Annotated in this window: 34 protein-coding genes; 5 read left to right on the top strand and 29 right to left on the bottom strand. The window is 50.3% G+C overall.

Going from position 1 to position 23408, the window contains the following annotated elements; genetic code table 11:
- The 11 genes from gpU to CTZ24_RS07355 form a co-directional block, all read right to left on the bottom strand.
- Positions 1–405 carry a phage tail terminator protein gene (gene gpU / locus CTZ24_RS07405; RefSeq protein ID WP_208725193.1) on the bottom strand — a complete coding sequence of 135 codons (405 nt, stop codon included), beginning with the start codon at positions 403–405 and terminating at the stop codon, positions 1–3.
- Positions 402–956 carry a phage tail protein gene (locus CTZ24_RS07400; RefSeq protein WP_208725192.1) on the bottom strand — a complete coding sequence of 185 codons (555 nt, stop codon included), beginning with the start codon at positions 954–956 and terminating at the stop codon, positions 402–404. Before CTZ24_RS07400 ends, gpU begins: the two co-directional genes overlap by 4 nt.
- A 3-nt stretch (positions 957–959) precedes the next feature.
- Positions 960–1238 carry a DNA breaking-rejoining protein gene (locus tag CTZ24_RS07395; protein ID WP_256402055.1) on the bottom strand — a complete coding sequence of 93 codons (279 nt, stop codon included), beginning with the start codon at positions 1236–1238 and terminating at the stop codon, positions 960–962.
- Complete coding sequence (locus CTZ24_RS07390) at positions 1228–1587, bottom strand: DUF2190 family protein (RefSeq protein ID WP_208725191.1); 360 nt, start codon at positions 1585–1587, stop codon at positions 1228–1230. The genes CTZ24_RS07395 and CTZ24_RS07390 overlap by 11 nt, the downstream gene beginning before the upstream one ends.
- Positions 1588–1666: 79 nt before the next feature.
- Positions 1667–3631, bottom strand: a complete 1965-nt coding sequence (locus CTZ24_RS07385; protein WP_244634043.1) for a ClpP-like prohead protease/major capsid protein fusion protein — start codon at positions 3629–3631, stop codon at positions 1667–1669.
- A gap of 49 nt (positions 3632–3680) precedes the next feature.
- Positions 3681–5153 carry a phage portal protein gene (locus CTZ24_RS07380; protein WP_208725189.1) on the bottom strand — a complete coding sequence of 491 codons (1473 nt, stop codon included), beginning with the start codon at positions 5151–5153 and terminating at the stop codon, positions 3681–3683.
- Positions 5153–5368: a DUF6148 family protein gene (locus tag CTZ24_RS07375; protein ID WP_208725188.1), complete on the bottom strand. Its 216-nt coding sequence runs from the start codon at positions 5366–5368 to the stop codon at positions 5153–5155. The genes CTZ24_RS07380 and CTZ24_RS07375 overlap by 1 nt, the downstream gene beginning before the upstream one ends.
- Entirely contained in the window at positions 5365–7464 is a 2100-nt protein-coding gene (locus CTZ24_RS07370; protein WP_208725187.1) for a phage terminase large subunit family protein, read from the bottom strand. The genes CTZ24_RS07375 and CTZ24_RS07370 overlap by 4 nt, the downstream gene beginning before the upstream one ends.
- Before the next feature lie 2 nt (positions 7465–7466).
- Entirely contained in the window at positions 7467–7973 is a 507-nt protein-coding gene (locus CTZ24_RS07365; RefSeq protein ID WP_208725512.1) for a DUF1441 family protein, read from the bottom strand.
- Positions 7974–8180: 207 nt separating this feature from the next.
- A complete protein-coding gene (locus CTZ24_RS07360) occupies positions 8181–8792 on the bottom strand; it encodes a hypothetical protein (RefSeq protein ID WP_208725186.1) in 612 nt (203 codons plus the stop codon).
- Between the two features lie 257 nt (positions 8793–9049).
- Positions 9050–9373, bottom strand: coding sequence for a hypothetical protein (locus tag CTZ24_RS07355; RefSeq protein ID WP_208725185.1), 324 nt, complete (start codon positions 9371–9373; stop codon positions 9050–9052).
- Between the two features lie 435 nt (positions 9374–9808).
- Between CTZ24_RS07355 and CTZ24_RS07350 the strand changes: the two genes are divergently transcribed.
- Positions 9809–10048 (top strand): biofilm development regulator YmgB/AriR family protein, encoded by a 240-nt coding sequence (locus tag CTZ24_RS07350; protein WP_244634027.1) that lies wholly within the window; start codon positions 9809–9811, stop codon positions 10046–10048.
- 135 nt (positions 10049–10183) lie between these two features.
- Here CTZ24_RS07350 and CTZ24_RS07345 read toward each other — a convergent pair whose 3' ends face one another.
- The 5 genes from CTZ24_RS07345 to CTZ24_RS07330 are packed head-to-tail and all read right to left on the bottom strand — an operon-like array spanning position 10184 to position 11953.
- On the bottom strand, positions 10184–10402 hold the full coding sequence (locus CTZ24_RS07345; protein WP_021182697.1) for a hypothetical protein: 219 nt from the start codon (positions 10400–10402) through the stop codon (positions 10184–10186).
- On the bottom strand, positions 10399–10593 hold the full coding sequence (lysC, locus tag CTZ24_RS26925) for an Rz1-like lysis system protein LysC (protein WP_437180274.1): 195 nt from the start codon (positions 10591–10593) through the stop codon (positions 10399–10401). Before lysC ends, CTZ24_RS07345 begins: the two co-directional genes overlap by 4 nt.
- Positions 10529–10987, bottom strand: coding sequence for a coiled-coil domain-containing protein (locus CTZ24_RS07340; protein ID WP_208725183.1), 459 nt, complete (start codon positions 10985–10987; stop codon positions 10529–10531). Before CTZ24_RS07340 ends, lysC begins: the two co-directional genes overlap by 65 nt.
- Positions 10975–11607: a glycoside hydrolase family 19 protein gene (locus tag CTZ24_RS07335; RefSeq protein WP_208725182.1), complete on the bottom strand. Its 633-nt coding sequence runs from the start codon at positions 11605–11607 to the stop codon at positions 10975–10977. Before CTZ24_RS07335 ends, CTZ24_RS07340 begins: the two co-directional genes overlap by 13 nt.
- The gene (locus CTZ24_RS07330) at positions 11591–11953 is read right to left on the bottom strand and encodes a phage holin, lambda family (protein ID WP_244634026.1); all 363 of its coding nucleotides are present in this window, start codon (positions 11951–11953) and stop codon (positions 11591–11593) included. Before CTZ24_RS07330 ends, CTZ24_RS07335 begins: the two co-directional genes overlap by 17 nt.
- A 785-nt stretch (positions 11954–12738) precedes the next feature.
- Here CTZ24_RS07330 and CTZ24_RS07325 point away from each other — a divergent pair.
- A complete protein-coding gene (locus CTZ24_RS07325) occupies positions 12739–13749 on the top strand; it encodes a hypothetical protein (protein ID WP_208725181.1) in 1011 nt (336 codons plus the stop codon).
- 231 nt (positions 13750–13980) lie between these two features.
- On the opposite strand, the gene CTZ24_RS07320 is transcribed toward CTZ24_RS07325, so the two are convergent.
- The 13 genes from CTZ24_RS07320 to CTZ24_RS07265 all read right to left on the bottom strand — a co-directional run bounded on the left by CTZ24_RS07320 (position 13981) and on the right by CTZ24_RS07265 (position 21194).
- Positions 13981–14451 (bottom strand): hypothetical protein, encoded by a 471-nt coding sequence (locus CTZ24_RS07320; protein WP_208725180.1) that lies wholly within the window; start codon positions 14449–14451, stop codon positions 13981–13983.
- Between the two features lie 9 nt (positions 14452–14460).
- A complete protein-coding gene (locus CTZ24_RS07315; RefSeq protein ID WP_208725179.1) occupies positions 14461–14850 on the bottom strand; it encodes a hypothetical protein in 390 nt (129 codons plus the stop codon).
- Positions 14851–15105: 255 nt separating this feature from the next.
- On the bottom strand, positions 15106–15495 hold the full coding sequence (locus CTZ24_RS07310; protein ID WP_208725178.1) for an antiterminator Q family protein: 390 nt from the start codon (positions 15493–15495) through the stop codon (positions 15106–15108).
- A 20-nt stretch (positions 15496–15515) separates the two neighbouring features.
- A complete protein-coding gene (locus CTZ24_RS07305) occupies positions 15516–16532 on the bottom strand; it encodes a DUF968 domain-containing protein (protein ID WP_208725177.1) in 1017 nt (338 codons plus the stop codon).
- Positions 16529–16894, bottom strand: a complete 366-nt coding sequence (locus tag CTZ24_RS07300; RefSeq protein ID WP_208725176.1) for a RusA family crossover junction endodeoxyribonuclease — start codon at positions 16892–16894, stop codon at positions 16529–16531. The genes CTZ24_RS07305 and CTZ24_RS07300 overlap by 4 nt, the downstream gene beginning before the upstream one ends.
- A complete protein-coding gene (locus CTZ24_RS07295; RefSeq protein ID WP_208725175.1) occupies positions 16891–18198 on the bottom strand; it encodes a ParB/RepB/Spo0J family partition protein in 1308 nt (435 codons plus the stop codon). The genes CTZ24_RS07300 and CTZ24_RS07295 overlap by 4 nt, the downstream gene beginning before the upstream one ends.
- On the bottom strand, positions 18195–18317 hold the full coding sequence (locus tag CTZ24_RS26840; protein ID WP_256402054.1) for a hypothetical protein: 123 nt from the start codon (positions 18315–18317) through the stop codon (positions 18195–18197). Before CTZ24_RS26840 ends, CTZ24_RS07295 begins: the two co-directional genes overlap by 4 nt.
- A complete protein-coding gene (locus tag CTZ24_RS07290) occupies positions 18314–18727 on the bottom strand; it encodes a hypothetical protein (RefSeq protein WP_036624658.1) in 414 nt (137 codons plus the stop codon). The genes CTZ24_RS26840 and CTZ24_RS07290 overlap by 4 nt, the downstream gene beginning before the upstream one ends.
- Positions 18724–19689 (bottom strand): phage replication protein O, encoded by a 966-nt coding sequence (locus CTZ24_RS07285; protein WP_208725174.1) that lies wholly within the window; start codon positions 19687–19689, stop codon positions 18724–18726. The genes CTZ24_RS07290 and CTZ24_RS07285 overlap by 4 nt, the downstream gene beginning before the upstream one ends.
- Entirely contained in the window at positions 19686–19904 is a 219-nt protein-coding gene (locus CTZ24_RS07280) for a DUF4222 domain-containing protein (RefSeq protein WP_244634025.1), read from the bottom strand. The genes CTZ24_RS07285 and CTZ24_RS07280 overlap by 4 nt, the downstream gene beginning before the upstream one ends.
- Complete coding sequence (locus CTZ24_RS07275) at positions 19901–20158, bottom strand: hypothetical protein (RefSeq protein ID WP_208725603.1); 258 nt, start codon at positions 20156–20158, stop codon at positions 19901–19903. The genes CTZ24_RS07280 and CTZ24_RS07275 overlap by 4 nt, the downstream gene beginning before the upstream one ends.
- 177 nt (positions 20159–20335) lie before the next feature.
- The gene (locus CTZ24_RS07270; protein ID WP_208725173.1) at positions 20336–20890 is read right to left on the bottom strand and encodes a YmfL family putative regulatory protein; all 555 of its coding nucleotides are present in this window, start codon (positions 20888–20890) and stop codon (positions 20336–20338) included.
- Positions 20891–20936: 46 nt separating this feature from the next.
- Complete coding sequence (locus CTZ24_RS07265) at positions 20937–21194, bottom strand: helix-turn-helix domain-containing protein (protein ID WP_208725172.1); 258 nt, start codon at positions 21192–21194, stop codon at positions 20937–20939.
- A gap of 97 nt (positions 21195–21291) precedes the next feature.
- Between CTZ24_RS07265 and CTZ24_RS07260 the strand changes: the two genes are divergently transcribed.
- The 3 genes from CTZ24_RS07260 (at position 21292) to CTZ24_RS07250 (ending at position 23405) form a co-directional block, all read left to right on the top strand.
- Positions 21292–21984, top strand: a complete 693-nt coding sequence (locus CTZ24_RS07260; protein WP_208725171.1) for an XRE family transcriptional regulator — start codon at positions 21292–21294, stop codon at positions 21982–21984.
- Between the two features lie 451 nt (positions 21985–22435).
- A complete protein-coding gene (locus tag CTZ24_RS07255; RefSeq protein WP_036624652.1) occupies positions 22436–22831 on the top strand; it encodes a hypothetical protein in 396 nt (131 codons plus the stop codon).
- A gap of 412 nt (positions 22832–23243) precedes the next feature.
- Entirely contained in the window at positions 23244–23405 is a 162-nt protein-coding gene (locus tag CTZ24_RS07250; RefSeq protein WP_208725170.1) for a DUF1317 family protein, read from the top strand.
- Positions 23406–23408 lie beyond the last annotated feature (3 nt).

Below are 23408 nucleotides of genomic sequence, written 5' to 3'. Positions count from 1 at the left end.
TCACAGGTAATAATTCAGATTGTGACGGAGGTCTGCTGATCCCCACGTCGCCATTTCTTCGTCGCGCTGGTAGTCGTAGCCGTCAGCAACTACCAGTTCGACCAGAGCCGTCAGTTCCGGCATGTCTGAAAATGCCGGATAAATATTGTTTTCCATCCACAGGTCGAGGACTGAATCCGGGCTTGAGGCTTTCAGAAATACCTCTACATGCAGGGTGGCCCGCCATTCATCTTCATCGAGCATGCCGCCTGTTGGCTGGGCACCCGTCAGATAAACGACTACGGCTGGCAGCTCCTCGGCGTTGATTACAGCCGGGCGACCGTCATACCAGCGCACTGAAGGGTCAGTGATGACCGTTTTCAGCGAGCTGATGACCGCCTGGCGGATAAGGGTGTGTTTGTTCATCGCTTAATGATGATCCTGAGCTGATTTTTAAGGGCTGCGGCCATCTCTTTAGGCATATCGCTTTCCATCAGCTTCGGTAGCTGATCTCTGAAAGCTGTGGTCAGCGGCATCGACATCGGGATTTTGACCACCTCGACCGGATAGCGGGTTTTGCCCGTGCGGCGCAATACGTGCCAGCGACCATTTGCAAGCCTCTGAATAAAGGCGTGCGGAAAACTAAATTTCCCGATTTTCAGCACGCTGTCTGCGCCGCGTGTCCGTCCGATACGTCTGGACAACTGAACACGGGCGGCCCCCAGTTTGATGGCGGGTAAATCACCCCGGTTCACCCGCAAAGTGGCGACAGGGTTATTGGCGGAGGCTTTTTTCAGCTTCGATCGCTGCATCACCAGCTTGCGCTGCACGCGGGTATCACGCGAGACAACTGAACTGCTGCGCCCGATGGCACGCACAGCTACACGGTTAATTGCCTGCGAAGATGCACGCGGAACGGCGGTCTGACTGATGCTGTTCATGTTGGCAATCGCCTGCTCCAGGCCTTTTATGCTCATCCGTTACTCCAGCCAGATTTGGGGCTTGCCGTTGAACTTAACGTGACGTGTCACGCTGTATTCATTGCCGTTATAAATAACGGTGTCGCCTGTTCTGGCGCTGTAGCCCGCATCAAATACCACCAGGGAAAGACCGTCGCCGCTAAGCGCTCCCATTTCCGGCAGGAAATGACTTTCAACAGCCGTCATAACCCGCCCGTTAATGGTTGCATCCCGTCCTAAACGGCTGGCAGTGACGGTATCCATACGCGCAACCAGCCGTTCAAACGGATTAGCTGCCACTTTCCGTCACAGCCGGAGCCGCACCCGCGTTGATCTTCACGTTAACCACTGTGGAGCCGGAGGCGGCATCTTCCCAGGCAATACCGGCATACACGCCACCATCTGCACTGGCCTGAGCTGTACCGTCACTGACATACACTGCTGCACCGGGTGTGAACACATCAGCGCTGGCTTTCGGTAACTGGAAAACGCCCTCTGTGAATCCGTCGCCGCTGTCCTGTACCGCAATATTGGTGATGGCAACGGCCACAATATTGCCGATCAGCACAACATCACCGCTCGCAATAGCCTCAGCTCCTGCATTCAGAATGGAAATCGTCATGCCGTTCTGTACGAAATTCTTAGCCATGTTTTTTCTCCATCCGGCCCGGAAACCGGATTTCAGGTATAAAAAAAGCCCTTACGGGCGGTTAACTGCTGGCTGACTGTCAGGAACCCTGTTCACCGTTTGATTTGACCAGACCTCGATAATCAAGCGGAGCCACACCGGCATCGATACGCACCTTGGTAGCGATGCCATCTGTGTTAAACCCTTCCATCTGATCGATATAGGGCGCGTCCACACCGTTGAGGTAAGCCACTTCAATGGTGTCCATACCCTGCGCAGCAGCCAGATACCACTGGACTGCACTCTTATCATCCAGTCGCGGCTCAGCGATGATTGTGGCGAAATTCTGGATCGGGTTGATGATACCGGCGTTGACATCAGCACCCTTGACGCTTGTTGATTTGATGGTCTGGTTCGCCAGAGTTTCCAGCGCGGTTGGCACCAGAAGGAAGGCCGGGCGGATGTTGAGCGTGCGACCGGTTGTGCCCTCTTTCTGCGTGCGCATCAGCTGACGGGCTGCATCAAGGCCGGTTACAGTAATTCCGCTGCTGGCGAGATTGCGGTGATCAGAGCTGAACAGTGCTTTGCCATCAGACATTTTCGGGTTGCCGGTCAGGATGGCATAAACCAGATCGCCGATAGTTGCTTTGGCAGCACGCCCCATCTTCAGCGGAACGTCCGTCAGCTGATTCAGGTCATCATTGATGATCGCCTGACGGGTGATGGAGAAGATTTCACCATAGGTCGCCAGCGCGATGGTTTCACCCTTATCACCCGTGGTGACATATTTATATTCCGCACCTTCACGCACCTGACGCAGTGACGGGAAACCACCCAGGCCAACGCGATGCGCAGTTTTGAAGTCAGACAACTGTCCTTTCTTGGTCCACTCTTCAAACGTTTCCGGTGCGTCATCCCAGCCCATCAGGATGGATTTATTGGCCACATCCAGCAGAATATTGCCGAAATCCGAGGTGCTGTGCGTCAGTGCCAGACCCACCATCTGCATCGGGTTGTACGATGCCACACCAATACCGCGCTCAGTCAGTGACATACGGGCGTATTCACGCATGGACATGGCATTGAACGGGTTTTCGCCGTCTCGATTTTCATATCCCGCACGCGCCATCAGCGCCTGGCGGATATTGTCGCCGGTAAAGTTCCCGTTACTGGCGTGAATATGTGCAGCCGCTGCGCTGCGGTTGGTCGGCGTAGCCTCTTTGCCGAGGGCCGCCAGCAGCTTATCTTTCGCATCATCTACAGTGCAGTCGATGTCTTCCAGACACTGCGTCTGCAATTCCTGGTGACGACCGCCAAAGCTGGCAAAAAGGTTTCGGATACCTTCCGAGCGCTGGCGCTGTTCGGCCAGAATCTGAGCACGAATTGCAGCCTCATCGGGAACCGCCACCGGATTGGCCGGTGCTGCCGGTGCAGTCGGTTGCGGTGCGGCATGGGTCGTTGCTTTTGGTGCAGTATTCAGCAGGGTTTTCAGAGAACGTGGCATAGCTTCGAATTCCTCGATACGTTTGGAGTTAATGCGGGCCATTGCCTGCACTGCGGGGGTTAACTGGTCGGCAAAACCGTGTTCAATGCATTCCTGCGCGGTCATCCAGGTTTCTTCACCCAGCATACCGGCCAGTTCTTCAGTGGTTTTACCGGTCTTTTTGGCGTAAGACGGGATTAATACCGCCTCAACCTTATCCAGCAGATCGGCGTAATCGCGCATGTCATTGGCATCACCACCGGTAATGCCCCAGGGCTTATGAATCATCATCATGGCGTTTTCCGGCATGATGATCGGGTTACCCACCATCGCAATCACGGATGCCATCGATGCGGCAAGGCCGTCGATATACACCGTTTTGGTCGCTGAATGAGCGTTCAGCAGGTTGTAAATGGCAATGCCGTCAAACACATCGCCGCCAGGTGAGTGAATATGCAGATTGATGTGATCAATGTCGCCAAGCGCCTTCAGGCTGGCGGCAAATGACTGAGCCGTGACACCCCAGTAACCAATCTCATCGTAGATATAGATATCCGCTGCGCTCTCACCGCTGGCTTTCATGCGAAACCAACTGTGATCACCGGATGACGCACGCGGAGAAAAGCGTGTTTTACTCTTCTTTTTGCTGACCACTGGTCGCCCCTTTGTCGTTTGCCGGGTCGGTATCAAACACCAGGCCCAGCTCTTTGTTTTCATCAACCTCCGCTTTACGGCGGCGTTTAATTTCGCCCGGATTCGCGCCGCGTGCGCGTACCCAGTCACTTTCCGTCGCAGAACCACCACGAATCATGGTTTTCCAGGCGTTTGCCTCTTTCTGCGGGTCAATCCACGGCATGACCGGGCCGCTGTAAACCGCATTCAGTAACGTTGCGCGGTCCACATCACCGGGAACCTTGATCACCCCGGATACCATTGCCATATTCAGCCAGCTCCGGTACATCGGGCGGGTGACGGCGGCAACAAAGGCATCCTGAAGGATGCTGTAGCCTTCAAAAGACTCCACCAGCTCCTGACGTTGTGAGCTGTAACTACCATCGTAATTACGTGAAATGCTGGAAAAACTTCCCCGACTGCCTGCGGCCACTGCGCGGAGCTGGCCGTTACGGAATGACTCAAGGTTGGCGTTCGGGCGATCAGACTTGATCATGCCGATATCCTCACCGGGCAGAAGGTTGTCAAAAAGCATGCCGGGCTGTATGTCGAGTTCACGCTTTCCTGACGTGCTCGTATCGTCATAGGTCATCCCGTCACCCTTCTTGATGTACATGCCCAGCGCAGCGGCGATACGTGCCGCCGTCAGCTCTGAATCCTCGTACTCTTTCAGGGCACTGAGGCGGATCAGAATGCCCGTGAGAACGCTGTTACCCCGAATCTGATGCAGTCGGCGCATAAACTTGAGATGTAGCATGTTGTCTGCGCTGACCTGCTTAACATCGCCAAGCGCAATGCCTTTGGTGATCAGGTTCTTACACACCGCGTATTTGGTCGGACATCCCCATTCATTGAGGTATATCCCCTGGACCAGGTTGTTGCTCTGTTCGGAAAGCTCAATCGGGACAAAATCAGGCTCCAGCGCCTCTATCCAGAAAGGAATCCCGTTTGACGGCGTCAGTCCTGCCGCTGTGCCCTGCACTAACTGCGCAAACACTTCGCCATCGCGTAGCCAGGTGCGGGCCATCAGTCGTTCAAGGACCGGGCGGGTAAACTGTCCGGTCACATCAGGCGAAACAGACCATTCCGCCCAGGCTGTGCGAATCTGCCGGGAGAGGTCATCAGCCAGCAGGCCGCCTTTTAGCATCGGCTGTGGGTCAACAACAATGCCGCGCGCGCCGACAATGCGCTCTTCCAGCTTATCCAGCAGGCCGATGACCAAATCATGGTTGTTGTCCAGCCAGCGGGCCTGTTCCCGGATGGAGCGACCGCTAAACTGGTTTACCTGGTTGGCGTTGCGGTTTTCACGCTTCGCACGGTGCGTGCGGGTCGGCATGGCTGCTTCATAGGCTTTAATTTCAAGGCGGGAGCGCAGGCGTGCCGCCTTCCATCCGGGGGAAATCAGCCCGATGGCGTTATCCAGTAGCGTCATTATCGAAACCTCGCCAGGCTGTACTGCGGTCGGCGGCGTTGCGCATCGATAGCCTGCTGCAACCGGCGCTCCCACGATTCACGCCCTTTTCTGATTTCACTGAGGCTTTCCATCGTCATGGACTGCCCGTTGATTTCTACGGACTTGCCATCAAGTACAGCCATTTCCGCATCAATGTATTTCTGTAACATGCGTTCGATATCGGCCTGATTCACAGCCAGCCTCCGTTAGATGCGGGTGCCCACGCTGAAGGCGCTGCGGCCTGGCGTGTCTCCACTGGTTTTGATTCGGGTTCGGTTTGCCGGGCCACCGGTTGAGATTGCTGAATTCTGCGTGGTGCAGATGCGCTTTCAGGTGGCCGCGCCCACTCGGGCGGACTGTCCCAGTTAATGCGCTCGTAGCCACGCAGGATTACCAGCGCCTGGGCATAGACCAGCAGGTCAAAAGCCTCGTTAGCGCCTTTGCCCGGTTTATGCCATTTGCCGTCTGTGCTTCTCTCTTCGTAGGTCAGTTCGTCGTAGAACCATTCACCCAGCCAGTCAGGGAAATGCACGTAATTAGGGCCGGGAGAATCACGCAGAAGCGCGTTATTTATCCTGTCCTTAAGCTGGTTTGTCTGAAGCAGGTACAGCGGCACATCGCCACGCGCTTCAGCGCTCCTGTTTGGCCTGTCGGTATTGTCAGGTAACGTTTTGGTGATCAGCTTGCTGCGGCTGGTGCTGTCACCTTTGAAGAGATACACACGCTTGTGAACGCTGTCCTGGCGGCATTTGCGCCAGAACTTGTAAGCGTTATCTGTCACACCATCCTCGCCGCCTGAGTCCACGGCCATTGCCAGCACCGGCAGGGCGGAAGACGGGTCAGAGGACATCGGCCAGTGCTTATCCAGCACATCTGATCGCAGCAGATTCCAGTCTTCCGGGTACGCTGCCGGGTCGATGGGGAGGCTTTCACCATCCGGGCCACAGCGCAGCGAGTGACGGATGTTGTAGCGGTCCACAATCCAGCGCTCTCCGTGCGTGCCGTAGCCCACCACCTGAACGACAAAGCGTTTATTTTTCCCGCCCTGAACGTCTACCGTTGCCACCAGGAAATGCACACCATCTGGCACCGTGCGGCGGTTAACCGTCTCGGCTCGCGCCATCAGGGTTTCAGCTTTACGGGTTTCGGTCGCTGACCGTGGCAGATAAGGCAGACCCCAGTCAGTATTGATAACTGCCTTCAGCGTTTCCTCGCTGCCGGTCGTCTCGTATTCCTGTTCTGCGGTAAGCAGTTTATAGGTCAGCTGCGCCCAAGTCTGATAAGCCGCTGCCGGACCCTCCATCCAGAAGGAAGCGATGCGTGATCGACGTGGCTCACCTGATCGGTTGCCAGCCGCGTCGATTTTCTCCCCTTCACGCAACCAGACGTGCGCCTTGTTTAACTCCCGCTTTTTATCTGCCGTGATGACTTTATTGCAGTGCGGACAGCAGATGTGTGCGGCCTCACTGGCTTTGACCGGGTCAGCATCATCCCGATAGCCGGTCATCGCATCCATAGACGGCTGAAAGTATTCACCGCAGTGTGGGCAAGGCCAGTAAAGTCGGCGGCGATCTCCACGGTTATACAGAGAAAGGCTCCCTGTCGTCGGCGGCGCTTCATGCGGGGTCTGCCGACGCCATTTTGTATCGGTAATTTCCCTGCCCGGCGAACCTTCTACGAGCGTCATACCGGCTGACATAAACGTTGTGGTACGTTTTGAAGCCAGCGAGAATCCATCCCCTTCACCGTCAATATTTTCCGGGAAGCGGTCATAATCCGTCAGCGCAACGCACTTAAAGTCGGACGATGACATGATGTTGACTGACGGCCAGCCAATCTTTAAGTAGTTGCCCGCCAGGAAAGTACGGTCATGAACGTTGTTATCATTGCGCAGCGGGCTGAGTCGCTTAGCGACTTCAGGACTGACGCGAAAGGTTCGGGCAAGGCGTTTCTTGGAGTGCTCACGCGCCTTTTCCTCTGTCATCTGAACAACCAGCATGTCAGAAGGATCACAGACCACGTTGTAAACAACCCAGCCGTCTATCAGGCCGATTGTTTTACCCGTCCTCGCCGGTCCGACAAAAACCACAGCATCATATTCACGGGACGCCAGGCAGTTCATCGGCTCAATGATATAAGGAGCGACATCGGGGTCCCATTCAACAGAGTTACCCACCCCGACAGGAACACGCATAAACTTATTCACTGCTTCCGCAACGGGTAACTTGCGAGGCGCACGTAATATCGTGGCAGTATTTTTCCTGATCGCTGCTGCCGTGGCCTGACGCATGGCTACTCCTCTTCTGGCAAATCCTCCTCGTATTCGGGTGTATCGGCCATCTCAACCTTCAAAGCGATCTGATCACGCAGGTCATCAATAACCTTCTGGACACGCACAACCGCAGCCGGGGTCATGGCGCAGTCGCGCTCCAGGATATCGGGCAGCGTTTCAAGAACTTGCACCACCGCTTTAGCCATCGAAGAAAACTCTCTGGCGACTTCAGAGGCCGGTATCAGCTCACCTGTCTCCTGCTGAAATTTGAGCCTTTCACGCTCTGACTGAAACCAGGCTTTCCGGTCTGGCGGCAGCATTTTGTCCACGTCCAGCAGTTCATCAGACGTAGTTCTGCTGAGCAGCTCTTTCAGCACATCCAGCAGTGAATACAGTTTGAGTTTTGCGTTACTCCCCGGCGCAGGCTGCACATTACTGAGCCTGCTGGACACCGTCTGACGGTGCAAATCGGTGAGCGTGGCGATCTGGTTGATATTGAGTCGGAAATTCTTTAATTCGTTATCCATGATGATGAACAAAATTTAATCATTTCGACATCGCGAAAAATTTCACGACTGAAATATCAGAGAGTTAATAGGATGATGATGATTCTGATTAAATGCAGAAAACTAGCCGTTTTCCGCGAGTGTGCCGCCCCGTGGATGGCTCCCCCTCTGGAGGGACCCATTGAAATAAGAATCATTCTCATTATCATCTATGCGTGAGTGCAACTGCTACCCGTTCGCATTTGAAGCCACGCACGCCAGCCGCCAAGCCCGCCGCCGCTCAGCCCTGCCCTCACCATCAGGATGCACCTCGACCGCGCTGCCATCTGCGTGGTCGACCAGCGAGTAGTACGGGTAAATGATGCCTGCGCCATACGCGTCACCAACAGCAAAGTCAGCAGGCTTCGCAGTGTCCCATCGCGCCAGTATGCCCGAGAGCGCAGCCTGTGGCGGGCTGTAGCACACGCCGTGAATCAGGCGCGGCAGCGTTATGCAGTCCCAGCAATGGCGGTCGGCCTCAATGAGTCGCTGCGCTATCACCGCCTGATACTGTGGCGGCCTGCCGGTGCCGAGGTAGAAGCTCACCAGATCATCGGGGAATCGTTCAACCCATTTCGCGACCAGAGACAGGAAGCCGTCAACCAGCTTTGCATCGTCTTCAAGGATGACAACCCGGCAGTCCTGTTGTGCAGCCCACTCAACAGCTCGGCGGTGATTCCAGTTAGCACCCCTGCATTCATCATCAATCAGCAAATGCGCACCGATTGAACTGGCAAGACGCACTGCTGAATAGCTTCGGGTGTGATGGCCGACCACCACAAACTTTATTTGCGTTGCCATCAGGTACACTCCTTACCGGTGCTGATATTTGAAACGCGGTTTATCTCTGGCGCGTAACTCACACCATAAACAACAGCGTTTATTTAGAATATTTATCTGGTCAGATAGATATAACCCTCGGCAATGGTGAGACCATCAGCCGATGATTCATTGTGTTTATGCTGAAAAGTGAACTCAGTGAATGCAGTTTTCAGCACAAAATAAAACCGCCACTTGGGCGGTTAGTACGCTGGTATGTATATTTGAGTGGAGATGCACTAATCAGTGAATTTTTGATTTTTAACAAACCGCCTTCTACTGAACTCCGCACTACTTCTGCGACTTTTTATCCTCCTAACTGCATGCGATATCACTATGCTCCAGGCTGGGTCAGCTCTGCTATTCCGGTACCCCTCTAACGCGTCGAGCAGAAATGACCATTTCTCAATCTGGACTTCCTTATCAGGGCCAATAATTTCTCTGATTGACTGGATTAATCCATCCACATCTGCTTTCACTTCTTTAAGAGCTTTGCCCGATTGATGCTCAGCGGCTAATTTTTTGATTTCAATGGCGAAAAAATTTATATCAATATTCTTCAAAATCAGCTCATAAGCTTTCTGTTGGGTTTAATAAAAAGCATAGCTGATTAATTTTTACTTAGCTGACCGAGCAATCCAGTTATGAGAGTACCCTCAAGTGTTTTCTCCAGCTTCGCAGAATGGCTAACCGTTATCCCTTGCCGGTAGATTCTTCTTAATACACTGAATCAGTTTGCTCTCAACTCATATGACCACACACAATGATCAAAAAAAATTGTACAAAAATTTATTTATTGCATAAGTTTTTCAGGTGTTAATGAGTTCCTTGAACGAATGGTGCTTTGCATCGCCTCTGAAGGTGTTGCGGATTTTCACCTTCAGAGGCTATTTTTTGAACGACTAACAGATACACAGCTAAACTTACTATTCCCACAGCCCGGTATGCTTCATAAAGCAGCCACTCATTTGAGGCTTAAGATGGAACAGATAACATCGATGGAATCTCAGCTCTCTGTTTACTTAAAAAGTATGGACTCACAATTCGTAAGCGAGAAAGCTGTTTTAGTAGAGATTTATCAGGATTTATCCTCTCGTAAGGCGGTTGTTGGCAACAAAGACATCATCCATTCCTTACTTGAAAAGCTTGAGACCGAAAAAGATGTGATAAAGCTTGATGTCTATCGTCAAGCTCTTGAGATGGTCGTCCAACTAACCCCGGATGACACCATCAACTGAATTCCTGTGTACTATAATTTATCCGTAAATATAAAACGGAATTTCGATCCCTTCCCTCAATTGGTTAGCCCCCTTCTGTCCAGGGGGCTTTTTTTACATCATCAGACGCACTCGCAAGAATGCGCCTTGTGATGACTACACCAGCTTTTTCACCACGGCGATCAGGTCATCAATCACCGTATGCGCCTTATCGCCAGCAGCTACCACCAGCTCTTTCAGTTTTGCCAGGACCACATCGGTGTTGTCAGTTACTGCCGGTTGCTCAGTCTGTGCTACTTCATTTTCATCAGGCATTTCGCTTTTCTCTTCTTTGGGTTTAGTGAACTGGCTTTTAAGCCATTCGAGGATTTTCATTTTTGCCCTGCCTCTATCTTGCGGATACCAGCCCGGTCGATGTTGCATTGCTTCACAACGCCATAAAGCAACGCGTTTAGTTCAACGCTGTCGCCATACAAAAGGCCAGGTTTTGGCTCGGGAGCTTCAATCGGGCTTGTCAGTTCCGCTGGCAGGTTTAACCGGGGCTGGCTGATTGTCCGGTACTCCACCACTGGCTGACTTTGCCGCGTCCCGCAACCGCTCAACAGCGCGACTGTCAACAGGAGCAGCAGCGCATTTATCCGCTGCGAGATAGCGCTTAATTTCATTCTGTAATTTCCTGTTCTGCTCTACGGTAACGGCGCGTTGTTCTGCTACCTCACTCATCACCGCGTTCTGCTGGTTCACTGCTTTTACCAGGTCATTAACGCTTGATGCGAGGTCGTCATTTTTGGAGCGGAGATCGTTAATCTGGCTGTCTTTGCTGTCAGTCAGTTTTTCCAGCCGGTCATTGGTTGCTGACAGTTGTGAATTACGGGCGTTAAGTCCCCACAGGCAGACACATACCAGGCCAATGATGATGATGTGAGAATAATTTCGGATGAAGCTGATTACGTTGAGCATAGAATCCCCTTAGCTTTGGTTAAGCGGGATTTCCTGTCTTCCAGTCCGTTCGTGCCGCCGTTAATGATTCTGGTGATGCGGTCAACATCATCAGAATCAGCAAGCTCGTTTAAACCGTGATTCTTCCACCACGCCGCCGCTGATGCTGCTGCCATCTGGTAACCGGTCAGCAAATCAGGATTCGCCACAATGTCAGCGCCAAGCTGTTTAACCAGTGCTGCATAGTTGGCTTTGCCGGTGATCTGAATAAGCCCCCTTCCGCGATATCGATAACCATCGCCGGAATTAACATCACCATTGCCGTTACGACTGGCGTAGATGATGCTGGCAATCATCTTCTGATTCGCGGCATGCATAGCATTTCTGCCATATAGTCGGGCTTGCTCAGCAGTGATGCGTTTGCGGAACATTGCCGTTAGCGCGTTCTCGCTGTAATTCAGACCTTCTTCAACCTTTGTGAAGCCGGTAGACTCATGGCCCGTTTGCGCCAGAAAGTGCGCCTGACGTAATGGCGTGTTGATCTGGAAATCAGTCATTGCCCCGGCGATATACGGGAACCAGGAAGCAGCAGCGCCAAGGGATACACCTGTCGCCATCTGAAATTTATTGGCTGTCAGCATTGCTGTCCCCTAATCGCTTATCAATCAACCGGCGCAGTTTCGTAGAAAGCCAGTCGACACCGAGGAACCCGAGGAACACAGCCGCGACCTGTGTCGCACCAGGGCTGAAGTTCCAGTTAAATACTGAGCCGATCACTTGTAGCGTCGGCTGTAGGAAAAAAGCAAAGATGCTACACATCGCAGCATCCAGGAGACGCCGGGGCCATGTATCTTTACCAATGTAAGTTGCTCTCAGGAGCGCCATAACACCCGCCAGACCGGCATAGCCTGATTCGTTTTTGTGGGCGACCAACCAGGCGATCAGGCTGGCCCAAAACCCAACGTCTTTTTCCGGCATGCGCTTCATCTCCACCTCCCGCTTTTTGGGGTGGCTGTCTGTAGTCAGAAAATAAAAAAGCCAGCTCTATGGCTGGCATCTGAAAAGGTGCGGGCGCTACCCCGCTGCATTAGCGTGTTATTAATACCCTGCCGCACATCGGCGTTAACTACCTGGCTCGTCAGCCGCAGGGATAATGCTGTCGTGGATTCCCCACAATATGAAAGGCGCTGGGTATTTGCAGTCACCGGCATGGGTTGGGCTATGAACCCGTCGTGCTTAGCGACTTTGGTATTGTGTAGAAATTAAAAAACCCCGCCATCAGGCAGGGTTTGGAAAAGAATTAAGTCAAACTAACTCAACCACGATGGCAATGGAGCGGGTTCCGATTTATGCGCATCTCGTTCACTCTCAAACAACAAGCCAATGCACCTTTCAGGTATACATCTGATAATGAACTTCTTCTTTGCCTTATTAAAACAGACAGCAAACCTTGTCCCGTCTGACATTTCTGAAGCAAGCAAACCAACTTCGGCTATAGCCGTATTATTCCCATTACTAAAGTTCTGGTAAAGAACTGCAACAATAGTGTCCATCGTAAAGACTCTCACAAATGAGCACGTCCTGCGCGGGATTTCGATGATAAGTAGTACTGCGTAGTAACGACTCTTACCACACTACACACCTTTTTGCGGACCGCGCTAATGATTTTTTCCTAAAAATGATTTATTTTCTTGAACCACAGCACGAGCCGTTTCCATAAATAAATTTAATCACTCGGCTTCAACTTCCACACAGCACAAGAGGACGCCACTTTGGCTCAGGAAGAAATCCTCGTTACAACTGAAGACCAAGCATATGAACTGATCGAAAGCTATCTTTCCGGTCATCAATTGCCAGAGCACATTTCATTTGACGGATGGCCCAACTTATCGTTTAAGCTTGAGGGTGAAAATTTTGAGCAAAGCCTGACTCCTTCGGTCATGAAAGGCTTCATCGAAATGCAAAGCCAGATAAACAGAGCCTTTGCCTTGGCAAAATTTGGGAGTCCTGACCCTCGCCGTCTATCAAAAGAAGACCGCGATGAACTGGAAATCAAAGTTGAGGTAAAAAAAGGTTCTTCAATCTTAACGGTTGATATGGATGGTTTTTTAACAAAATTATCTCAGGAACTTGTAGGTAAGATGAGCGCCCAAGAAATTATGATAACGGTCATCAGTGCTGGCCTGATATGGGGCGGCGTCTCCATATTTCGCCGATACATTGATAATCGTAAAGAGGTGCGTTTAGCCGAGATAAACAAGGATGGTGACAAAGAACACCTCAAAACACTTCAAACAATGAGTCAGGAAGAAACAAAACGCGTTGAAATTATGTCAACGTTCATCAAGCGCCAGCCTCTTCTTGATAACATGGACCGTATGGCCTATGACGCCAAAAGCGAGATGGTTAAGTCCTTTGTCAAAGCAGACAGAGCAGTGATAGATGGTGTTACCTTAGACTCAGAGATGGCGCGAGAATTAACAACGAATGCAAGACGTCGTTCTACTGAGGTCCGTATTGATGGTGTTTATCGCATTGAAGAAGTCAACAATACAGACCCTGAAGCATTCAAGGTAAAGGTAAGGAACGTAAGAACAGATCAACGTTTGACTTGTCTAGTTCAAGACATTTTCTTGGATGAATCGGGAAACAAGGAAGCCTTACAGCAGGCCGAATGGGAACGCAAACCAGTTCACCTGAGCATCAACGCCAAGCATGTTGATGGAGACATAAAATCAGCTGTAATTCTTTATGTGAAAGACGTTGAAGAAAAGCCCGAGTAATCGGGCTTCATACACACTCTAATTTGTATTAGCTCAGACTTGAGCTGACAGTTTTGACCGGCAGCACACAATCAAATCTGACAGTCTGCTTAGAGCGAAAAGCGGAAATTTATACTAGAGACCTAACAAAAAATGACTTTTAAAGTAGTGGTGATTAATGTCGTTGAGATTGAACTCAAAGTATCTCAAGTGGAAACTTTGAGTTTATCTATTAACAGACTGGGGTAATGTTCAGCCTACTGTTTTTTCAAGTGCTTCCTTTGTAATCTTCTCAAGATATCTTACTTTTCCAATCTCAGAGCCTTGATTAAGTGCATTACTCAGTAAGTGTCTGTTTTTACTATCTATTTTCTCTATAGCTTCGTTTATTTCTAATAAATATTTGTCATATTTTACATGCCGAATATATTTTGATTTATCAAAATCTCGCTTGCTCTCTGAAATTTTTTCCAGGTCCATTTGAATTTTATTCAAAATATCAACCCTGATTTTAAGTTCATTCCCTACTTCAACGAAACAATTTTCTATATCTTTTTTATTCTTATTCGTATTTTTTTTGATTTGTTGATCTATTATTTCATTAAAAAGCTTAACTTCAATTTCACGTCTTTTTCTAACAGACCTGATAGATATAAGTGCACCTATAAAAGCAGCTACTAAGCTGGATATAGATAGTATTGCCGGGAGAATTGTATCGACCATAGCGCCCCCTTAAAACTCAAAAAATGGTGTGCAATCAGCAACATGCCTGTTGTAACGCTCACATGCATGTATAATAAATATAGCAACAATACACACAATTGGAGAATAAAAATACATGTTCTCATTAAGATTAGGATTTGACGTAACGATCCCAAACAAAGCAGAGAAACAAACACCTACAAATATGCTCAAACCAAACATAGCAACGTTCTTAGAAGAAAGTCCAATCGCGATAGCATAAAACGCTGCTGTGATGTTTAACGTTTGTATTGATGGCGAGTGCTCGGGACGCACAAGCATCTCAAAACCTAAAGGCAGGAGAGGTAAACACATGTGTAGTAATAGACAAAGGAGATAGTTAGACCATTCTTTACTAACCCCTGGAATCCGCTTAGCCATGATACGGTAGAGCCTTGAAAGTCTTGAGATTGTTTATGATGTTTAATTGTAGTTTCTTCGGCTGGTGAATGCACCAACAATGTTTATGCAAATATATTGCTGAGTTGTTTTTATGCAACAATAGGATGTATGGACCATTTCCTTTCGATTAAACCACTCTGCTTTCGCAACGTCCGCTGTTGGCACAGAGCTGCCTGTCAGATTAGGTTTGGCTCTGTGCCATAGCTGTGTCAGGTAAAATCTAAGCTAATACATCTAATTTGATTTTGATGTTTCGAATTCAACATCCATATCAAGCCTTGTATCAAGCCACGCGAGACAGCCCTCTACGAAACCTTCAGCCATCTGAACTTGTATGCGAATCATTTTCTCGTCACGTTTCGCGCGCTGCGCCAGCTTGCGTTTTGGGATATTATAAAAGTAATGCAGAACGATAAGCTGATGCTCATCAGGCCGCTTGATTCTCAGCCTGGCTAAACAGGATTCAATAACCAGCCCATCATCATCACTACAAGAAAGGGTCATTTTTGATGTTTGGGGAAGTAGCCCTTTGAAACCGGCAGCTATCGCTGAATAATCCACACCGCTATTTTCCGAGCGCGCCCAGCCTGCCCAACGTTCTAATACTCGTGACATGTCACGCATTATTATTTCTCCATACCGTTTTATTTTTTCGCTATCCCGATCACGCCGATGCCTATCGTGCGATCAAGGAATCTGAACAGCAGCTCTAACTGGCTCCCGTATTTGTTTTCGAATGCCACCGGGTCGCGATGGAGTTCGTCGTGATGCGCCCTGCAAAGCGGTATCACAAACAAATCGTGTGCCTTGGTTCCCATTCCTCCCTGTCCGTGTCCGATGATGTGGTGCGGGTCATCTGCCGGATTATTACAGCAGGCGCATGGCTGCGCTTTTACCCAACGCGTGTACTTCTCGTTTTCCAGTCGGCGGCGCTTTGGCCGCTTCATGAATGATTCTGGTGATTCCGGGTCGATAGCCAGGTTGATGACGGCTTTAACCACCTCAGCCGCTTCCTGTATAACTTCCCGTGCGGCACGTTCCGGCTGGATGCGTGATTCCTTCAGTGCTCCTGTAGCCGGTTTCTCTTCTGGCATACGCAGCACACGGCGCGCTGGTGCTTCAGGTATCAGGTCCGTAACGTCATTAAGACAGGCCCACCAGCACAGCTCTGGTAATGTCATCCGATGGTCCGAACCTAACCCCATCTGAATACAGGCGGATTCGATAATCCACCGCGCCATATTACCAGCCGCAACACTTTCAAGTGATTCAGGTAAGCCATTCTCACGGCAGTAATTATCATCGTGATAACACAGGCAAACCGTTCCAGATTCGGTCCGCAAGGTAGTGTAATGCGGATGATGATACGAATCCTTTTTCTGAAGCTGGCAGGCGTTAATTTTTTGCACCCACGCGTCATGCGCTTCCCATCCGCCAGCGGCTTTAATCACCCGGTCATCATTAAAGAATCCTGCCAGTGATTTTTCGTCCAGTAATGGCTGGCTGCTGTCGTTGACTAAGCCTGATGGAAGGTGTGACATGTCACGGGGCATCGTACAGACCAAGACACGCTCGCGGAACATCGGCATCAGGTCGCGACCAGGCTTTAACAGAACAATTCCGGTATTGATGGCAACATCAGGTGTGAGAATTGCTCTCATGCGGCCACCGCTTGGTATTCACTGATCGTCACCTCAGCTTTGCCGCCTTTGATGACCGGCCCCCACTCAATGATGATTCGCTTAATCTGGCTGTCGTCCAGCCATACACCGGCATGCGTCAGGCTGTCGAATAGCGCTTTCTGGTAGTTGTCCAGGTCGCGACTTCTCGCTGTTGGCGGGTGCAGGATCACATTCACCTGAACGTCAGTGGTGATAGGCTTTGGTCGGCGCTTTAACTGCTTCCAGACCGACGCAATAGACTCGTTACGGAAAGAGCGCCCGGAGGCGCTGATTAATACTCCCTTTGGCGTGTTACGCCAGTAGGTGTTTACTGTTGGAGGGAATGGCAGGGTTAATTTCATGCCGCGCCCTCCCCAATATCTGGAATTGCAATGCGAGACAGGCGGGAGCTGAATTCACAGCGTAACTCTCGGATGTTGTAACCACATTCAAGGTTGATACCATCCAGCAGCGCCAGAATCTGGTCGAGAGGCATATCGGTTTCTGAAATCACATCCGCGTAACGCTTCGTGACCCCTTCAATATCTGGATCGCCCTGATATTTATCCGACACCCAACCCGAAATCTCTTCATGCGCAATGTGTTTGCTGATGAAAGAGACTGCTTTGTCGATGGTCTCGGCAGGTATAACAAGGAATTCAGGGGATGCTACGCTATCAGCGGCCCATGTGTGCGCGTACTTGGATTCCGAATGCGTGTAAGTCTCTTTATCGCCGAACGCGGCAACTACACAGGCCAGAACTTCAATACCGCTACACTCCAGGATATCTGAGCGTTTGAGTGGTAATGGGGTTTCATGTAGACCAATGTCATCATGTGAGCCTGACGATCCGTAATGTTCTTTGGCTTCCCTGATAATTTGCATAACTTCCAGCGCCTGAAGGCCGGTTTCAAAGTCGAGGCTGATTTCGAATGTTTCCTCCGCCAACTGCGCTTCGCAGTTTTTGGCTAGCAACTCCACCAACTTGCGCATTTGGGTTGCACTAAACTGCGGAATGGCAGCGGAGCGGGTCAGTTTCTTCTTCCCGCTGGCTTTGGCCTTCTCCAGTTGAGTTTTGGCAACGCTTTCGGCTTTCGCTCCATGCTCACGAGCTAACGCTACTGCCGTAGTTGCGGCAACTTCGCCAGTTTTGACCATCGCAAGCAGGCCATCACCAACGGTCAGTAACTGGAGGTGATGATCAACATCGGCGGGAGAGCGTTTCACCTTTTTGGCAATTTCTGCCGGTTCCCAGCCCTGATTGATCATGCGCTGATACGCGGCGGCACGCTCCAGCGGCTCCAGCGCTCTGCCCTGGCTGCTTGTGACCATGAAGGCAATGCGATCGGCTTCACTGCCTACAAAGTCTTTGCACTCCAGGCGGATTTCATGACCTGCTGCCTGTGCCAGCTTCGCGCCATGCCAGCGGTGATGACCGTCGATAATCTTAACGCCCTGCTCTGTCACCTGAACGGTCAGGGGGGGTACGTGTTCCCCAGCGATAAACGCATCACGGAATTCTTCAACGTGCGTCTGGTCAATCTCACGCACGTTGTAACCCGGCTCAATGTAGAGTTCATCCACGCCCAGCAGGTAGGTTTTACGCGTGGTGATGTTGGTTTCGGTTTTTGCTTTATTGTCGTAAATCCGTGCCAGTGTAGTCATTTGGTTGCCAGCTCCCATGCAAGGGTAATAATCAGACCGGTTATCATCAGGACCGCAGGACGTGCTCCACGGTAGAAATCTTCGTTGCGCCGCCAGTGGCGATATAGGGCTGCTTTCATCGGAAGTTACCCCTACGGCAGAAAGGATCAGGACCAGGTCGAGGGTCTTTCTCTCTGGCCCTCTCGACACACAGGATTGCCTTGATTCGTGCCTTCTCGCGTAGCCCCGGCTTGAGTGTTGCCTCTTGGGCCTGATGCCAGACGTGCGCGGCTGGGTTCCATAAATTCCGCTCTTGAAGGCGATATGCCTCGTCACAAAGCGCAATGTATTTCTCATCACCCTCGCCTGCTGGCTCTGCGGTGTAATAGCGAGCTTCGGCATCACTCCAGATGTCACCAACAGCAACCATCACTGGCAGAGATGCGCCAACAGTGCTGCGGGTGCGTCCGATTGCATTGGCAATCTGCGCTGGGGTCTGACCGGGAAAGCTCATCAGGTGAGTCAGAATTAACGTCTCTGTGTTCATCATGCCCCCCGCCAGCCATCAGGAATGGTGTAATCAACATTCGCGGTTTGATTAACATCACGCGGGCCTACTGCCGGGCTTAACTTGAGGGAAAGCTCATCCCACTTTTCACGCAGCTTTGAGGGGCTTAATACATTGCGGCACCAGAATGCATCACGTTGCGCACGCCCAAACAGCTCACATATCTGGCGATGATTACGGCCATCACGAGTACACATCAGGCGAATCTCGTTCGCCCAGTCCACCCAGTTGGGTTCTTTGGGTTTGCTGATCTCCCCATCGGTCTCTGCGGCTTTCTCGTACAGGTCGGTAATGCGGGACCAGATCCATTTGGCGCAGCGAAGGTCTTCTGCTGTACCCCACTGGCGTTTCTTGGCGCTGTAGATGGCTGCTTCAGGGTAAGAGGATAAAAAATCAACTTCGTCGTCGGGTTTCGCAGAAACCTGACAAGAGTCTTTACCTGTAATCTCTGTAGTATTCTCTGTTGTATTCTCTGTAAGAGATGAGGGCAATTTGCCCCCCATCGATGAGGGCAGATTGCACCTGTTCGATGGTGGCAGCTTGCCATCTTCGACTGGTGCATTTTGCATTTCTCGATTGTTGGTTTTTGCACTGCTCGATGAGGGCAAATTGCACTCATCGGACAGAATCGGGTTTTCAAAGTTAATTGAGTAAAAATTAGTCCTGTCATGACGCGACTTATTCAACTGTTCTGAACGGATGAGTTCCTGTTTTTTGAGGCTGTTCAATGTGCGTTTAACAGTATCAAGTGACCAGAACGGGAATTGCTCACACCACTGCTCATGCGTGTTATAAACCCACCTGACGCCATCCCGCTCAACACCAGATTCGGTCTCTTCCAGCCAGTAACAGATTTGCTGGAGAACAATGGCCTCGTTCAGCCCAATCCGAGCTGCAAGTTCAGGGTTCACCACCAAAGGTTTAACTTTCATCAATAAATTCATGACGCTACCTTCCTGAACCTCTTTCCCCATGTCTCGCGCGCGAGCGCGCATGGGTGCTCATACCCCTGACTGATGCGGCGGAAAATCACTCTGTGATTGACCACATCAACGCCAATGGTCTGAACGATATGGCCTTTGTTTTCTTTGTAGCGCTCAACCCAGGGCCTGATGACTTCGCCCGGTACGCCCTGAGAATTAATGTCGTGACATGTCACAGTAATTTCTCCTGACGGTTTTTAGAGTTGCGCGCTGGCTTAGGCTTGCGCTCGTTCTGAGGGGTCTGGAAGCGCGCCTCCTGGCGGGCAAAGTAAAGGCAGTCGTCAAACATCCTTCCCTTGCGTGATGCCTGTGAGCAACGGTGATAGTGTTCTACGCCTTTGTCAGCTCCACGCAGTGCGACATCCTGCGGATACCCTTCACCCACCAGCTGTTTAACGATGTTTTTGTGAATGAAATCAGCAGGGTTCATGCTCACCCCCCCCCTGACTCATCTCCGAATTGAAATTACCCACAGCTTCGGCTGTATCATCGTGATTGATGGGTTCCCACGCTCCGTTTAACATCTGCACATACCGGAATTCATCTGAACGGCCATGAAGTGGCAGGCAGCGGAATTGCGGAATACCAGTTTCTCTGGTTAAAATGTTCATGCGGTTTTGTCTCCATACCAGGAATTAATCGCAACCGAACGCTCCGGGCTGCAACCTGGGGCGTTCAACTCTTCTGGCTGGCAAAAAGTGCGGTAAAGCAACGTAAGATGCTGTTGCCATTTCGCCATCACCTGATAGCTGTTCTCTTCAATCTGCTCGCGTTCCCCTTTATCAATTTCTCCATCCGCTGTTGCTTCACGCAGATAGGCAGTGTGCTTACCAATCCATTCAATGGTTTCCATCAGGCGATCATTGATGTCAGCGTTATCAACCTCTTCAATGTCCACCAGCGGCACGTTAACGCTGTTAGACTGGCGAGAAACTGCATCTGCGATGTGCTTAGTGCCGCTTGCCTGCTGCAACACCATCGCCCAGCCCATCGGGAAGATTTGGTCACCATTGCTGCGGAGGCGGTTAAACAGAGCATCCTCTGTTACGCCCAGCCACTCAGCAGCCTCTGCATAACCACCAGGAAGACTTGAAATCGTCTTCTTGATTGCGGCCACCAGCCAGGCTGGTTGTTTTTCTACTTGCCAGTGTTTGTGATCCACGGTTATCACCTTGCTACTGTGGTTTTGTAATTTCCGGTTTGAGTATTTAATTCTTACCGGGTGGGTTCGTTCGTTGTTCAGCTTCAGTTAGAACAAATCGTTTTGGATAAAGAATCTGCATTTCAGTGACTTGGCCCTTGAAGAAAACCGAAAGCCGTTCAGCTACATCGAGCGAGGCAATCTGAATCCCTCTCTCAATTCGGCTAAGGTTTCCAACATCTAACTGAATTGCTTCTGCCACCTGATTTAGTGTTAAGCCTTTTGCCTGTCTAACGGCTCGCAATGGCGTTTGCGGATTTTGCATTTTTACCCCCTTAATTGCGTAATGCGCATATTATGGCAGTCTAGGGACTTGCGCAAGATGATTTGCGTGTCATGCAAATAAGACTTGTAATAAACGCATGAACATTGGAATGAAGATAAGAGAGCTGCGCAAAGCGCGTGGTCTCAAAATTGAAGAGCTGGCTGAAGCCGTAGGTATAGACGGTGCCAATATTTCACGTCTTGAAACCGGTAAGCAGAAATCATTTACCGAACAATCGATTAAGAAGATAGCAGACGCACTATCTGTCAACGTAAGTGATCTATTTACTACTGGTCCTGCTGAAATTACTGTATATAATCACAGTAAAGAAAGTGTAAAGCAGGAGGCTGGTATTGTGTATCGTGTGGATATCTTGGATGTGAGCGCCAGTGCTGGGCCAGGTTCTATCAAATCAGGTGACGTGATAGATATCATCCGTTCCATCGAGTATGAGAATGAGCATGCACGGTCGCTCTTCAACGGAATGCCATCATCATCAATTAAGGTGATTAATGTTCGCGGTGATAGCATGGCTGGCACAATTGACCCAGGCGATCTGATTTTCGTTGATGTTTCAGTGCATGCCGTTGATGGTGATGGCATCTATGTTTTTGGTTTTGATGAAAAAATACACGTAAAACGACTACAAGTTATTCCAGACCAAATATTGGTCCTTTCAGACAATACGAAGTACCGTGAGTGGCACATTGATGAAAAAAATGAGCATCGCTTCTACGTTTTTGGCAAAGTGATGATGAGTCAGACACAAGCCTACAAACGACACGGTTAACCTTTCTCCCTGCATCACTAGTACCGCCCAAAGTGGCGGTATTTTTTTGCCCACCACAATAATTTGCATATTGCGCAATTTAAATATTGCGAATATCGCAAACAATGTTTATGATGAATCCATCGACAGCAATCAGGTAACACCAAATGAAGATGGTTAAGAACATGGCGAACACCAGCCTGGCCGACTTACTCACCTTCCTGAGACTGTTCCCTGAGGCTGAGCTTATTTGTGATGGTGATCTGTGTGTAGTGACGGTGGAGTGTTAGGCGCTTTGAGCAAGTAGTTGTTTGGCGGTTTCTCTGGTTATTGCTCTGGTTTAACCGCCCTTTTTTTCACAACGACAAGGGCATTTGCAAAACGGGTGTTTTCGAACGCTTTAGAGACGTGGAGTAAGTGCCCTTGATTTTTGTGGTAATTGAGTTCGTTTATAAATCAAAGAGGAATTTTCATGAAATTAAAGGCCCTGTTTCTCCTAGGTTTGCTGTCGTTCGGTAGCCAGGCTGAAACGTTTAATGTCAGTGCTATCAGCAACTGCATTTACCCACCGCTCAGTAATACCCAGATTCAAAAAGGTACCCCTATTCTGTTCAGTCTGAGTCAGGGTACTTACACCTTTTCTTTGTCATCTAACACCATGAACTGCCAGGGCGGCACTGGTTGCCCTATTGATCGTGTGTTTTTGCAAGGTGGTATGGGTAATGCGCGCTGGGGTGCAACAGTCAGCAGCTCACCGACTACCGTCACGGTTACACAGCCTACGGCAACATTCCAGGCTTTCATTAGTGACGATTCGTGTAGCAACAATGTGGGTAGCGCCACTATTCAGGCGACAAAAGTCAATTAAGCAGCAATCTCAGTTTTTGAATTAACTCGCCGCAAGGCGGGTTATTCAACAAAGGTAAGTCGCCGTGAAACATTCCGGCACACAACAGGTTAGAGCATTGGCCGATGGCGGGTATAGCGCCTGAAGCACCCTGACAGTGCTCTTACCGTTGTGGTGAATGCGGCTCAGCGCTCGCGGTAAAACTGACAAATCACCTTAGTATCCGGTGCGTCAATACTATCAGTCACCGCCCTGCACTTTGTCAGCTTACACAGGGCACCGGGAGGCACCCGGCACCACACATCCTTTCAGGTATGGAGTAACGGCGGTGAGCGTTGCAGTGCTCACCAGCCAATTTGAATGAATCCCTTTTTGATTTATTGCTAATTCAGGCAAGGGATTCGTGCAACTAAAAATCGGCATGGAGACAGATATGCAGCATCCACACGATCACATCGTTGTCGGGTTTGTCACCCTTCCCTACAGCATCATCCTGGGCGGATGGGTAATGCCTGACGGCTCAATTATCAGCAATCCTCTGGCGGCACAGAAAGAAGCTGAACGCCTGAATAATGCTAACCGCACCATTCACTGAGGC

This window comes from Pantoea phytobeneficialis, assembly GCF_009728735.1.
Lineage (GTDB): Bacteria > Pseudomonadota > Gammaproteobacteria > Enterobacterales > Enterobacteriaceae > Pantoea > Pantoea phytobeneficialis.
This window is presented reverse-complemented; position numbering and strand designations above follow the sequence as displayed.